12 protein-coding genes are annotated in these 13,057 nt (G+C 68.1%); 3 read left to right on the top strand and 9 right to left on the bottom strand.

Annotation, left to right across the window (positions count from 1 at the left end; genetic code table 11):
• Positions 1-24: 24 nt before the first annotated feature.
• The 7 genes from nrdE to QWJ39_RS09945 all read right to left on the bottom strand — a co-directional run bounded on the left by nrdE (position 25) and on the right by QWJ39_RS09945 (position 8,320).
• Entirely contained in the window at positions 25-2,145 is a 2,121-nt protein-coding gene (gene nrdE, locus QWJ39_RS09975; RefSeq protein ID WP_290257886.1) for a class 1b ribonucleoside-diphosphate reductase subunit alpha, read from the bottom strand.
• Positions 2,146-2,195: 50 nt separating this feature from the next.
• The gene (gene nrdI / locus QWJ39_RS09970) at positions 2,196-2,693 is read right to left on the bottom strand and encodes a class Ib ribonucleoside-diphosphate reductase assembly flavoprotein NrdI (RefSeq protein WP_290257637.1); all 498 of its coding nucleotides are present in this window, start codon (positions 2,691-2,693) and stop codon (positions 2,196-2,198) included.
• A 42-nt stretch (positions 2,694-2,735) separates the two neighbouring features.
• Positions 2,736-2,981 carry a glutaredoxin-like protein NrdH gene (gene nrdH, locus QWJ39_RS09965; protein ID WP_120949950.1) on the bottom strand — a complete coding sequence of 82 codons (246 nt, stop codon included), beginning with the start codon at positions 2,979-2,981 and terminating at the stop codon, positions 2,736-2,738.
• 560 nt (positions 2,982-3,541) lie between these two features.
• A complete protein-coding gene (locus QWJ39_RS09960) occupies positions 3,542-4,789 on the bottom strand; it encodes a cyclopropane-fatty-acyl-phospholipid synthase family protein (RefSeq protein ID WP_290257636.1) in 1,248 nt (415 codons plus the stop codon).
• On the bottom strand, positions 4,786-6,198 hold the full coding sequence (locus QWJ39_RS09955) for a class I SAM-dependent methyltransferase (protein ID WP_290257885.1): 1,413 nt from the start codon (positions 6,196-6,198) through the stop codon (positions 4,786-4,788). The genes QWJ39_RS09960 and QWJ39_RS09955 overlap by 4 nt, the downstream gene beginning before the upstream one ends.
• Positions 6,199-6,200: 2 nt before the next feature.
• Positions 6,201-6,932 carry a DUF1365 domain-containing protein gene (locus QWJ39_RS09950; RefSeq protein WP_290257884.1) on the bottom strand — a complete coding sequence of 244 codons (732 nt, stop codon included), beginning with the start codon at positions 6,930-6,932 and terminating at the stop codon, positions 6,201-6,203.
• A gap of 11 nt (positions 6,933-6,943) precedes the next feature.
• The gene (locus tag QWJ39_RS09945; RefSeq protein WP_290257635.1) at positions 6,944-8,320 is read right to left on the bottom strand and encodes an FAD-dependent oxidoreductase; all 1,377 of its coding nucleotides are present in this window, start codon (positions 8,318-8,320) and stop codon (positions 6,944-6,946) included.
• Positions 8,321-8,492: 172 nt separating this feature from the next.
• Between QWJ39_RS09945 and QWJ39_RS09940 the strand changes: the two genes are divergently transcribed.
• Positions 8,493-9,413 carry a LysR family transcriptional regulator gene (locus QWJ39_RS09940; RefSeq protein ID WP_290257634.1) on the top strand — a complete coding sequence of 307 codons (921 nt, stop codon included), beginning with the start codon at positions 8,493-8,495 and terminating at the stop codon, positions 9,411-9,413.
• Positions 9,414-9,440: 27 nt separating this feature from the next.
• Here QWJ39_RS09940 and QWJ39_RS09935 read toward each other — a convergent pair whose 3' ends face one another.
• Positions 9,441-10,859 carry an aldehyde dehydrogenase family protein gene (locus tag QWJ39_RS09935; RefSeq protein ID WP_290257633.1) on the bottom strand — a complete coding sequence of 473 codons (1,419 nt, stop codon included), beginning with the start codon at positions 10,857-10,859 and terminating at the stop codon, positions 9,441-9,443.
• 108 nt (positions 10,860-10,967) lie between these two features.
• On the opposite strand from QWJ39_RS09935, the gene QWJ39_RS09930 reads away from it, so the two are divergent.
• Positions 10,968-11,474: a DUF2004 domain-containing protein gene (locus tag QWJ39_RS09930; protein ID WP_290257632.1), complete on the top strand. Its 507-nt coding sequence runs from the start codon at positions 10,968-10,970 to the stop codon at positions 11,472-11,474.
• Between the two features lie 58 nt (positions 11,475-11,532).
• Positions 11,533-11,730 carry a hypothetical protein gene (locus QWJ39_RS09925; protein ID WP_290257631.1) on the top strand — a complete coding sequence of 66 codons (198 nt, stop codon included), beginning with the start codon at positions 11,533-11,535 and terminating at the stop codon, positions 11,728-11,730.
• A gap of 33 nt (positions 11,731-11,763) precedes the next feature.
• Here the strand turns inward: QWJ39_RS09925 and QWJ39_RS09920 are convergent, their stop codons facing one another.
• Positions 11,764-12,966 carry an ROK family transcriptional regulator gene (locus QWJ39_RS09920; protein WP_290257630.1) on the bottom strand — a complete coding sequence of 401 codons (1,203 nt, stop codon included), beginning with the start codon at positions 12,964-12,966 and terminating at the stop codon, positions 11,764-11,766.
• Between the last annotated feature and the right edge of the window lie 91 nt (positions 12,967-13,057).

Genomic DNA, 13,057 nt, shown 5'->3' with positions numbered 1-13,057 from the left:
GTACTCGCATGCCTCAGCCGGAGGCTAGAGCATGCAGGAGACGCAGCCCTCTACCTCGGTCCCTTCCAGCGCGAGCTGGCGGAGACGGATGTAGTAGATGGTCTTGATGCCCTTCTTCCAGGCGTAAATCTGGGCCTTATTGATGTCACGCGTGGTGGCGGTGTCCTTGAAGAACAGCGTCAGGGACAGGCCTTGGTCCACGTGCTGCGTGGCGGCGGCGTAGGTGTCGATGACCTTCTCGTAGCCGATCTCGTACGCGTCCTGGTAGTACTCCAGGTTGTCGTTCGTCAGGTACGGCGCCGGGTAGTACACGCGGCCCAGCTTGCCTTCCTTGCGGATCTCGATCTTGGACGCCACCGGGTGGATCGAGGAGGTGGAGTTGTTGATGTAGGAGATCGAGCCGGTCGGCGGGACGGCCTGCAGGTTCTGGTTGTAGATGCCGTGCTCCATGACGGAAGCCTTCAGCTCGCGCCAGTCATCCTGGGTGGGGATGTGGATGTTCTGGAACAGCTCGGCAACCTTCGCCGTCTCCGGGACCCACTCGCGGTTGATGTACTTCTCGAAGAACTCGCCGGAGGCGTACTTGGACTTCTCGAAGCCGCCGAAGGTCTGGCCGGTCTGGATGGCCAGCTTGTTGGAGGCGCGGACCGCGTGGAACAGCACCGTGTAGAAGTAGATGTTCGTGAAGTCCAGGCCCTCTTCGGAGCCGTAGTGGACCCGCTCGCGGGCCAGGTAGCCGTGCAGGTTCATCTGGCCGAGGCCGATCGCGTGGCTCTGGTCGTTGCCGCGGGCAATCGAGGGCACCGAGGTGATGTTGGACATGTCGGAGACCGCGGAGAGGGACCGGATGGCCGTCTCGATGGTCAGGCCGAAGTCCGGCGAGTCCATGGTCTTCGCGATGTTCAGCGAGCCCAGGTTGCAGGAGATGTCCTTACCGGTGGCGTCGTAGGACAGGTCATCGTGGTACGTCGTGGGCTGGGAGACCTGGAGGATCTCGGAGCACAGGTTGGACATGATGATCTTGCCGTCGATCGGGTTTTCCCGGTTCACGGTGTCCTCGAACATGATGTACGGGTAGCCGGATTCGAACTGGATCTCGGCGAGGGTCTGGAAGAACTCGCGCGCCTTGATCTTGGTCTTCTTGATCCGGGAATCGTCCACCATCTCGTAGTACTTTTCGGTGACCGAGACGTCGGAGAACGGCATGCCGTAGACCTTTTCGACGTCGTACGGGGAGAACAGGTACATGTCCTCGTCCCGCTTGGCGAGCTCGAAGGTGATGTCCGGGATCACGACGCCGAGGGAGAGGGTCTTGATGCGGATCTTCTCGTCCGCGTTCTCGCGCTTGGTGTCGAGGAAGCGGTAGATGTCCGGGTGGTGCGCGTGCAGGTACACGGCACCGGCACCCTGGCGGGCACCGAGCTGGTTGGCGTAGGAGAAGCTGTCTTCGAGGAGCTTCATCACGGGGATGACGCCGGAGGACTGGTTCTCGATCTGCTTGATCGGGGCGCCTACCTCGCGGATGTTGGTGAGGGCGAACGCCACGCCGCCACCGCGCTTGGACAGCTGCAGTGCGGAGTTGATGGAGCGGCCGATCGACTCCATGTTGTCTTCGATGCGGAGCAGGAAGCAGGAGACCAGCTCGCCGCGCTGCTTCTTGCCGGCGTTCAGGAACGTCGGGGTGGCCGGCTGGAAGCGGCCCTCGATGATCTCGTCGACCATCTGAGTGGCCAGCTGCTCGTCGCCGCGGGCCAGGTGCAGGGCCACCATGCAGACGCGGTCCTCGTAGCGCTCCAGGAAGCGCTTTCCGTCGAACGTCTTCAGCGTGTAGGAGGTGTAGAACTTGAAGGCGCCCAGGAAGGTCTCGAAGCGGAACTTCTTCTTGTAGGCGCGGTTGAAGAGCTCGCGGATGAAGTTCATCGTGTACTGGTCGAGGGTTTCCCGCTCGTAGTACTCGTTCTTCACCAGGTAGTCGAGCTTTTCCTCGAGGTCATGGAAGAACACGGTGTTGTTGTTCACGTGCTGCAGGAAGTACTGGTGAGCGGCCTCGCGGTCGGCTTCGAACTGGATCTCGCCGTTCGGACCGTAGAGGTTCAGCATGGCGTTGAGCTCGTGGTAGCCCAGGCCCTGGTAGGCGGCCGGCAGCGCCGGCTTCTCGCCCGCCACGGTGTGCTTTTCCACGGCGTGAGCCCCGGTCACTTCGTCTGCGACAGTCGTGTCCAAAATTCTTCCAATCCTTGTTGTACTCGGCCGACGTCTTCCGGCGTCCCCATGAGTTCGAATCGATATAGGTGCGGGACGTTGCATTTGGCGGCGATGATGTCGCCGGCCATGCAGTAGTTGTCCCCGAAATTCGTGTTGCCCGCCCCGATCACTCCACGGAGCTGTTGCCGGTTCCTCGGGTCGTTCAGAAAGCGGATGACCTGCTTCGGAACGGATCCCTCTCCCCCGGTCCCGCCGTAGGTGGGAACCACCAGGACATACGGCTCGGTGGCCACGAGCGCCGGTTCCCTCGCCAGGAGGGGAATGCGGGCGGCGTCGACGCCGAGCTTCCGGACGAAGCGACGGGTGTTTTCCGACGTAGAGGAGAAGTAGATGAGGTGGCTGCCGGTGGTCTGCACTGGCTGTGAATCCGTGGCTGAGTCCACGGTCGTCGCTGCCAGCGGCGGCCCGGCGGTTGCCGGTGCGGCCATGGTCGTCACCTCATCCGGTGTGGTGCTGCTGTGGGAAGGCTTTCAGGCGACCGCGACTGCGGAGGCCTGGGCCAGTTCCTCGATCTTGTCCGGGCGGAAGCCGGACCAGTGGTCCTGGTCGGTCACGACGACCGGGGCCTGCATGTAGCCCAGGGACTTGAGGCGCTCGAGGGCCTCGGCATCCTGGGAGATGTCGACGCTCTGGTAGGCGATGCCCTTCTTGTCGAGCGCGCGGTAGGTTGCGTTGCACTGCACGCAGGCCGGCTTCGTGTAAACCGTTACGGTCATGTCCTGGTCCCCTTAGTTGAAGTCTGTGGTTCGGGTCCGGTGGGGCCTGCCCGGTATTGCTTTCGCGTCCCGGAACCCGCCTCGCCTTGCGGCCTGTAACCGCTCCGCTCGAACTGTATGTCGATACTACATGTAGTGCAAGAGCCCGGCGCGGACCCCAAGATGATGTATTACAAGTATGTCATTTAACCCACCGTTAATCCACAAGCAGAGGGTCTCAAAATGTCCGGAATCGCGGCTTTTTTCGCGGCCTCGTCCACACCCTGTGGACAGGTTAGCCACAATTAACCACCCCGCGTGTCGCACATTCACGGCGTGTCGCGGGGCGCATTTCTGGTGGCCCTGAGTGAGCGGCGGCACTACATGTAGTGCACCGCGGCACGGGCGCCTGTGGGTGACGGCACGCGCTCCTGTGCGTGGGGCCACGGGGTGCCGTGCGGTAGGGCACGAGCCTGAGTGGGCGACGGCACGCCCCCGGGTGGACGAAAAGCCGGGTGGCCGGCACGACAGAAGGCGGCCACCCTCCGGTGGCCGCCTTCTGCGTTTGGTGTGGAGCGCTCCTACTCGGGGCGGCTGCTGAGAATCTGGTCCACGCCCATCCGGCCCTCGGCGAAGCTGCGCAGCGCGCCCACCAGGTAGAGCCGCCAGACGCGGACGATTTCCTCGCCCATCATGGCGACGGCGGCGTCGTGGTTCTCCTCGAACCGCTCGTACCAGGCCTCCAGGGTGTAGACGTAGTGCCGGCGCATGCCCAGGACGCCCTCGATCTCCAGCCCGGCGTCCTCCAGGAAGCCCAGCGTCTCCCCCACCGGACGCATGTGCATGTCCGGCGCGATGAAGGATTCGATGAAGGGGCCGCCGCCGGGGTGCTTGCCGTGGCGGGACATCTGCTGGATAAGGACCTTGCCGCCGGGCTTGACGTTGTTGAACAGCGCGGCCGCGTAGACGGGGTAGTTCTTCTGGCCTACGTGCTCGCCCATTTCGAGGGAGGCGACGGCGTCGAACGGGCCGTCCGGGATTTCCCGGTAGTCCTGGACGCGGATGTCGACGCGACCCTCGAGCCCGCGCTCCTTGATCCGGCGGTCGATGAACGCCTTTTGCTCCACGGAGAGGGTGACGCCCACGACGTCGACGCCGTAGTGCTGGGCCGCGTGCAGGCTCAGCGAACCCCAGCCGCAGCCGATGTCCAGCATCCGCATGCCGGGCTTGAGGCCGATCTTGCGGCAGACCAGGTCCAGCTTGTCCCGCTGCGCGTCCTCGAGGCCGTAGCCTTCGGCGGCGTGGCTGTCCTCGAGGTGGTTGGTCCAGTACCCGCTGGAGTAGGCCATCTGCGGGTCGAGGATCAGCTCGTAGTAGTCGTTGCTGAGGTCGTAGTGGTGGCTGATGGCGGCACGGTCCCGGAGCAGGCTGTGCAGCCGGCCCTTGACCTTGGCCTGGCTGGCCGGCGGCTCGGGCGGGGCGCCCAGGGCACCGGCCTCCTTGGCGATCCTGGCCACGCCGGCCAGCAGCGCCGGGGTGGGGCGGATACCGGCGAGGTTGCGGTCCCGGACCACCTTCCAGATGTGGGCCAGGGCCGAGTTGAGGTCGCCATCGAGGTCGAGTTCGCCGGTGACGTAGGCCTGCGCGGCGCCCAGCTCCCCGGGCGCCCAGAGCAGGCGCCGGATGGCGGCGGGCGAGTTCAGCCGCACCGTGGGGGCGCCCGCCGGACCGGCCTCGCTGCCGTCCCAGACGACCAGCCGGACGGGCAGTTCGCCGCGGACCACCGGGCGCAGGACCTCGGCGATGGTGCCGGCCAGTCCCCCGCTCACTTGGTGCCCCGCTCGTGAGCAGAGGCCTGGGTGGCAGCGGCCTCGGCGGCGGAGGCCCGGGTGGAGACCTTGTCCAGCACGATCTGCTGCACGTTCAGGTATCCGGTTTCGAACCCGGCCCGCGAGTAGCAGAGGTAGAACAGCCACATCCGCTGGAAGATCTCGTCGAAGCCCAGGGCGCGGACGTCGCCGCCGCGGGCCATGAACCGCTCCTCCCAGAGGCGCAGGGTCTGGGCGTAGTGCTCACCCATGGCGAGGCGTTCGCGGACCCGGAGGCCGGTCTGCTTCTCGGTGATCTCTTCGATGGCGCGGACCGACGGGATCACGCCGCCCGGGAAGATGTACTTGTGCACCCAGGTGTAGCTGGTGCGGGTCGCGATCAGCCGGTCGTGGCCGATGGTGATGGCCTGGATTGCCACCTTACCGCCGGGCGCCAGGACCCGCTCGATGGTCTTGAAGTAGGTTGCCCAGTATTCGTAGCCCACGGCCTCGATCATCTCGACCGAGACCACGGCGTCGTACTGCCCCTGCACGGCGCGGTAGTCCTTGAGGTCGATGGTGACGGCGTCGGCGTACCCGGCCTCGGCCACCCGCTTCCGGGCCAGCTCCTGCTGTTCGCTGGAGAGCGTGACGGAGTAGACGGTGGCGCCCCGGGCGGCCGCGCGCAGGGCCAGCTCGCCCCAGCCGGTGCCGATTTCGAGGACCCGGGTGCCCGCGGTGACGCCGGCCTTGTCCAGCAGCCGGTCGATCTTGGCCTGCTGCGCCGCGGCGAGATCCTCCCAGACCACGGCGCGCAACGCGTCGCCGCTTTCGGGGAACAGCGCGCTGGAGTAGGTCATGGTGCTGTCGAGGAAGGTCGCGAACAGGTCGTTCGAGAGGTCGTAGTGCCGGGAGATGTTCGAGCGGGTGTTCTGCTCGGTGTTCTTCTCGGTCCGGGGCGTGCGTGGCAGGTAGAGCCCGCGCAGTTTCTGCAGCGGTTCGGGTACCAGCTTCCCCACCCGGGCGGCGAAGACCTCCATGACGGCGGTGAGGTCATCGGCGTCCCAGTCGCCGGCCATGTAGGACTCGCCCAGGCCGATCAGTCCGCCGTCGCCCAGGCGGGCCGCGAAGTCGTCGGGACGGTGCATGGTCATGACCGGGTGACCCTGGCCGGCCTCGCCCAGGACGGAGCCGTCCGGGTAGCGGACCTCCAGGGGAAGGCGCTGCACGGCGGTGCGGAAGATGGCGTCGGCCACGCGGCCGGCCACCTTGGCCTTGATCCCGGCGGGGACGGTGCCGATGCTCGGCCAGATGGCGGCGTCGACGACGGCGGGTGCCGGGGGCACGGTGTACGGCACCGGGGATCCGGCGGGGGTCGGAGCGAAGTCGCGTTCCTGGGATCCCTGCGGGGATCCGGTCGCTTCGGTCATGGTCACTGGACTGCCTCCTGTGAGGGGTGGTGTGGTCTTTTGATGATGGGCAGGCGTCGTGCCCAAAGTTTGATGCCCTGCCAGCGGATCTGGGCCGCGACCCGCAGCGGGGCCAGCGGGACGGCGATCGCCGCGGCGAGAATGTTGGCGGTGGTGGCCGGGCTGCGGCTGCCGTCCATGGTGGCGATGAAGGGCTTCTGCCCCTCGCGTTCCAGGACGATTGAGACCGCCAGCCGGTCGCCGGGTTCGGGGACCTTCATCCGGTACCGGCCGTCGACGTCGTTGAACGGTGAGACGTAGAACGCCTTCGGCACGGTGGCCCGGCCGGCGCCGTCGGTCTCCAGCAGGTAGCAGTGCCGCTCCCCATAGGTGTTGTGCACCTCGGCGACGACGCAGCGCAGCTCCCCGGCGGCGTCGTGGCACCAGAACAGGCTCAGCGGGTTGAACACGTGGCCGAAGACGCGGGCACTGGCCAGCATGGTAATCCGGCCGCCGCCCAGGTCTATGCCCTGGGTGGCGAGGTAGCGTTCGACGTTGCCGCGCAGTGTCCCGTCGGGGTCACCCAGATGGTCCGCGGCGGTAAAGCCCGCCAGCGGCCGGAGCGGCCGGGGCAGCTCCGGGAGAGCGTCGACGTCGACGTACCAGCTGTAGCTGCGGTAGGTGAAGGCGTTGTGCAGCGGGGTGCGACGGACGTGCGAGATGGACGTCCGGTAGATGGCGGCACCGCTGTTCACAGGACCCCGGCTCACAGGCCCTCCGCGGCCGGGGACAGTTCGGCGTTGCGGGTGCCCTGACCGTCGGCTTCCCAGTCGCGGCCCAGCCGGGCGGCGGCCCGGACGCCGGAAAGCGCGCCGTCCTCGTGGAAACCCCAGCCGTGGTAGGCGCCCGCGAACGCCAGCCGGTCATCGCCCAGGCCCAGGATGCGTTCCTGCGCCCGGAGCGAGTCGGGCGTGTATTGCGGGTGTTCGTAGACCATCTGCTCCAGCACCGTGCCGTCCCCGATCAGTTCGGATTCGCCCAGGCTGACAATGTAGCGCTTGCCGTCCACCGGCTCCAGCCGCTGCAGACGGGTCATGTCGTAGCTGACCAGCACACGGTCCGGCCGGGCGTCGCAGGCCGGGAGCCGGTAGTTCCAGGAGGCCTTGGCGTTGTCGCTGGCGGGGAGCACGGCGTCGTCGCGGTGGAAGACGGTCTGGTTGACCGAATAGGGCATGCCGTCCAGGGCGTCGCGTTCCTCCTCCGTGGCATCGGCCAGCATGGCCAGGGCCTGCGCCGGGTGCGTGGCGATGACGACGGCGTCGAAGTTCTCCGCCGTCTCGGCGCCGGCGGCGTCGCGGGTGGTGACTTCCAGGCCGCCGGGGTGGCGCCGGACCCGCAGGACCGGGCTGCCGGTGCGGACGTCCGGCAGGACGGCGGCGACCTTGTCCACGTAGCTGCGGGAGCCGCCGGTGACCGTGCGCCACTGCGGGGAGCCCTTGATGCCGAGCAGGCCGTGGTGGCCGAGGAAGGTGAAGAGGTAGCGCGCCGGGTAGGCCAGGGCGGTCGACGGGTCGCAGGACCAGACGGCGCTGACCACGGGCGTCATGAAGTGGGCGATGAAGTAGTCGCTGAACTTCTCCCGGGCCAGGAACTCGCCGAGGGTCAGTTCGGGGCCGGCGGTGCCGGTCTTGTCCGCCTCCGCCAGCAGGGCCCGGGCGCGGCGGTAGAAGCGGGTGACTTCCAGCAGCATCCGCAGGTAGCGCCCGCGCAGCAGGGTGGAGGGCCGGGGAATGATGCCGCGGGCACCGCCCCGGGCCCCCGCGTACTCCAGCCCGCAGCCGTCGCAGCGGATGGACATGCTCATTTCGGAGTCCTGGGTCTGGACGCCGAGTTCCCGGAAGAGCCGCAACAGGGTGGGGTAGGTCCGTTCGTTGTGGACGATGAAGCCGGTGTCGATGCCCAGCACAGAGCCGTCCGCCTGGCGCACGTCATGGGTGTGGGCGTGCCCCCCGAGCCGGGTATCGGCCTCGAAGAGCGTGACCTGGTCGCGCCGGTTCAGCACGTAGGCCGCCGTCAGGCCGGCCACGCCACTGCCGATCACGGCAACCCGGCGTCCGTCCGGGATGCTTGCTGCTTGCTGCACTGGTTGCTCCTGTTGCTTCGCCTGAATCGTCCTGGTGGAACTTGCTAAGGGCAATTCGTCACCGCGAGGCAGCCGGATGAGTCTGACTTTTCCGGCGGGCGCCTAGGACCAATGTGCCAGAATGAAGCGGGATTTCGCTCCCGCCCCACCGCAAACACCGAAGGGCAATTCCGTGATCAACCCCGTTCACCTCAGGACGCTCGTCGAAGTGGTCCGGTTGGGTTCCTTCGCGGCGGCGGCCACCCGGCTGGGCTACACCGCCTCGGCGGTCTCCCAGCAGATGTCCGCCCTTGAGCGGGACACCGGGGTGGAGCTGTTCCAGCGGTCGGCCCGGAGCATCCAGCCCACCGACGCCGCTGTCACCATGACCCGGCACGCGGCGAAGGTGCTGACCGACATCGACGCGCTCATGGCGGCCGCGGCCCGCACGAACGAGAGCCCCCGCCAGGAGCTGCGGCTGGGCATCTTCCCGTCCCTGGCCACCTACGTGCTGCCCCGGATCCTGCAGAACCCGGCATGGAAGAAGCTGGGCATCGAGTTGCGGGTTTCCGTCGCCGAACCCGGACAGACCATCCAGGGCCTGCGCACCGGTGGCGAGCTCGACGTCGCCTTGGTCTACCAGGTGGGTCAGTCCGGCCTGGCCTGGCCGCATACGGTCAACCGGCAGTGGATCGGCGACGATGACTTCCGCGTGGTGCTGCCCGCCGGCTGGGGCATCGGCCCGGAATCAAAAGTCGCCGCGGATCACCTCTCGGACATGCCGTGGATCATGCACCACCCGGGCACCTCCGACGCCACCGTGATCGAGCGGCTCTTCGCCAGCTGCAACCTGCACCCCCGGGTGGTGGCCTACAGCGACGACTTCCACGCCAGTCTGGAGATGGCCGCCGCGGGCCTGGGCGCGGCGCTGGTCCCGGAACTGGCCCTGCTGCACCGGCCCGACGGCGTCGTGGTCCTGGACGTCCCCGAGATCAGGCTGGCGCGCAACGTCTTCGCGCTGCTGCCGAAGGAGAAGCAGACCGCCCAGGTCCAGCTGTTCGTGGAGCTGCTGGCCGACACCCTGCAGAAACTGGGCACCACGCGCCGCGACTAGTCCGTCCTCGCGGCCCCCGCCCCGGGGCTACCCGCCGTGGTTCCTGCCGGGGTTCTTTCCCGGGTTCCTTCCGGCCGGGGACACGAAGCTGCTGATCAGCCGGTGCTTGAGGCGGGTGTAGGGCGGGAAGATCAGTCCGAGGGTTTCCGGCCACAGCGGCTTGGACAGGCTGGCCCGCTCGTGCGAGAAGGTCTTCAGCGAGTGCTCGCCGTGGTAGGCGCCCATCCCGCTGCCGCCCACGCCGCCGAATGGCAGACCGGGCACGGTCAGGTGCGCCACGGGGACGTCGAAGCAAAGCGCCCCGGAGGAGGTCTGCTCGGAGAACGCCCGGCGGGTGCCGGCGTCGTCGCTGAAGACGTAGAGCGCCAGGGGCTTGGGCCGGGCGTTGATGGCGCTGATCGCCTCACCGGGGCCGCTAACCTCGAGCAGCGGCAGCAGCGGACCGAAGATCTCCTCCCCCATCACCGCGTCGCCGGGCGCGGGCCGGAGCAGTGTCGGCTCGTAGTACCGGGTGGCCGCGTCCCGGGCCCCGCCGTGCACCACGGTGCTGCCGTCCGCGAGCGCGGCGAGCCGGTCAAAGTGCCTGTCGTTGATGATCCGGCCGTAGGAGTCGCTCGCGGCCGCATCCTTGCCGAACAGGGACGTGACCGCCGTGGCAAGTTCCCGTTGCAGCGGCTCGATCACCTCGGCGGTGGCCAGCACGTAGTCGGGGGCCACGCAGGTCTGGCCGGCGTTCATGAACCGGCCCCAGGCAAGCCGCCGGGCCGCCTTGGCCAGGTCCGTGGTGGCGTCCACGTAGGCCGGGGACTTCCCGCCGAGTTCCAGCGTGACCGGGGTCAGGTGCTCCGCCGCGGCACGCAGCACCGCCTTGGCCGCCACCTCCCCGCCGGTGAAGAAAATGTGGTCGAAGGGGACGGCCAGCAGTTCCGTGGTTTCCGGGATGCCGCCCTCCACCACCTGCACGGCGCCGGCCAGGTACTCCGGGACCCACCGGGCCAGGGCCGCGGAGGTGGCGGGGGCGTGCTCGCTGGGCTTGAGGATCACCGTGTTGCCCGCGGCGAGGGCGCCGGCCAGCGGGGCAAGCAGCAGCTGCAGCGGGTAGTTCCACGGCCCGATCACCAGCACCACCCCCAGCGGGGTCAGCTCGGTCCAGGCCCTGGCCGGCTGTACGGAGAGCGGGACGGGCACCGGCCGCGGGCGCAGCCAGGCCGCGAGGTGTTTTTCCAGGTGCGCGGCCTCGGCGGTGACGAAGCCGATCTCGGTCATCTGCGATTCGGTCTCGTGCTTGCCCAGGTCCGCGGAGAGGGCCTGCGCGAACTCGGCCCGGCGTTCCACCAGCATGCGGCGCAGGGCGGCGAGCTGCTGGAGCCGCCACTGCAACGGCCGGGTCACCCCGCTGTCGAACTCTTCACGGGCGCGGGCGACGGCGGCGGCTACGGTCTGCATCCGATCAATGTACCGTCACCGCACCCGTCCCGGACTGCGGTTTCAGGTAAATTCCGCTAAATCCCGGTGATGCTGGAACAGCCACCGGTTCAGGGCTATGTTGAAGACATGAGCAAGGTATCCAGCCGGCATTTTGGAGAAATCGAGCTCAACCACGGGCGCGACCATAACTTCGCCGCCACCCATGAACTTGCCGGCCACCCGCTGGAACTGGACCTGAACGTCAACGCCCATGACCACTTTGACGAGGCGGCCCTGCACAAGGTGGACTACCGCTTGCGCTTTCTGCCCGAGGTGGTGGACCAGGTGCGGGAAATGATCGCCGAGGAGCTGGACCAGGAGGGCAGCAGCCCGCAGGAGTACCTGCGCTTCCACTGCAACGCCCTCAAGCCCGAACACCTGCGGCAGGTCTTCGGCGTCGAGGACAAGTCCCAGCTGACCAACCAGGTCTTCCTCAAGGCCCTCAAGCTAGGCCACGTGGGCATCTATCCCGGCCAGCCCGAACGCTACTTCGTCCTCGACTTCACCCTGGGCGCGCACTTCACCGATGAGGTACTCGTCGCCTCCACGGACGAGGACGGGGTCGTCGACGACGAGATCCTCTGGGAGTCCTGAGCAGGCCCCCGGCCGGAAGCCCCTCCCCCGCGGACGCGGCGGGGTCTATCCTGCTGGCATGATCCAGCTTCCAGCCAGTTACCAGGAGTACCTCGCAGGCAAGAGCGAGGGCATTGTGAACACCGTCCGGCCGGTCCTCATGCAGTCCGCGGCGGACAGGTCCCACGGGGTGCGGGTGGTGGTCCACCCGCACGATCATCAGGCCCACATCGACGAAACCCTGCCGTTCGGCACGGTCCTGGAGGACATCGACTAACGCCGTTGACCGGCGCCCGGTCCTCAGCGGGCGTCAGCCCTCCAGCAGCAGCCGCTGGGAACGCGGGGCGAGCATGTGCTCCAGCACCAGGCAGGCGGCCCCGACGGCGCCGACGTCGTCGCCCACGCCCGTGCTCACCACCTCCACGCCGTGGATCTTGCCGGTGTCGCTGTTGCCTGCCACGAGGCCGGGGACCAGTTCCAGGTAGGCGGGGGCGAGGCAGGTCCAGAACGGGCCGCCGAAGACGACGCGGTCCACGTCCAGGGCGTTGATCACCGCGGCCACGGCGCGGCTGACCAGCACGGCCGAGTCGCGGAGGATGCCGACGGCGCCTTCGTGGCCGCCGTAGGCCATGGCGCAGAGCTCGGCGAAACGCTCCTGAACGGCGGGGGCGCTGTGGCCCTCCTCGGGGCCGTCCAGCACGCCGGTGGCGACGGCCTTGGCCACCAGCACCTGCGGGATGGCGGAGGACTTGACGCAGCCGCGCTGGCCGCAGTCGCACTCGGGACCGTCCGGGTCCACGATCACGTGGCCGATCTCGCCCGCGTTGCCGGAGACGCCGCGGACCACTTCGCCGTTGAGGACCAGGCCGCAGCCGATGCCGGTGCCCATGTACATGAAGAGGAAGCTGCCGGCGCCGCTGGGGCCCCCTGCCCAGGTCTCGGCGACGGCGGCGCTGGTGACGTCCTTGTCCAGGATGGTGGAGAGGCCGGTGGCCTCGGCCAGGGCGTCGCGGAGGTTCACGCGGTCCCAGCCCGGCAGCAGCGGCGGGTCGACGACCGCGCCGGCCACCAGGTCGATGGGTCCGGGCGAGGCGACGCCCAGGCCGGCGATCTTGGCCCGGTCCACGCCCGAGTCGTCGATCAGCTGTTTGATCTCGGCGGCGATGGTGTCGATGATGGCGCCGGGTTCGCTCCCGTCGGGCGTCGGGATCCGGGTGTGCCGGACGACGTCGCCCACCAGGTCCAGCAGGACGAACGTGAGGACGGCGGGGTCCACGTGCACGCCGACGGCGTACATGCCGGCCGGGTTCAGCCGCAGCATGGTGCGGGGCTTACCGGGGCCGGTGCCCTCCTTGCCGGCCTCGACGATCAGGCTCTGGTCCAGGAGGCGGCGGGAGATGTTGGAGATGGTCTGCGGGGAGAGCCCGACGATCTGGGCCAGCTCCACCCGGCTCAGTCCCGCCGGGGAACGGCGGATCGCGTCCAGGATGACGGTGAGGTTGAAGTCGCCCATCCGTGGGAGGTTCGTTCCCCGCCGCGGCGAGGGTGTGCGGCTCTCAGTCACTGGTACCTCTCAACGTCATCGGGCAAGTACTGCTGATGAG

The organism is Arthrobacter sp. YD4 (assembly GCF_030410515.1).
In the GTDB taxonomy this organism is placed as follows: domain Bacteria; phylum Actinomycetota; class Actinomycetes; order Actinomycetales; family Micrococcaceae; genus Arthrobacter.
Note: the sequence above shows the minus strand (reverse complement) of the source record. Positions and strands in the feature narration are given on the sequence as shown.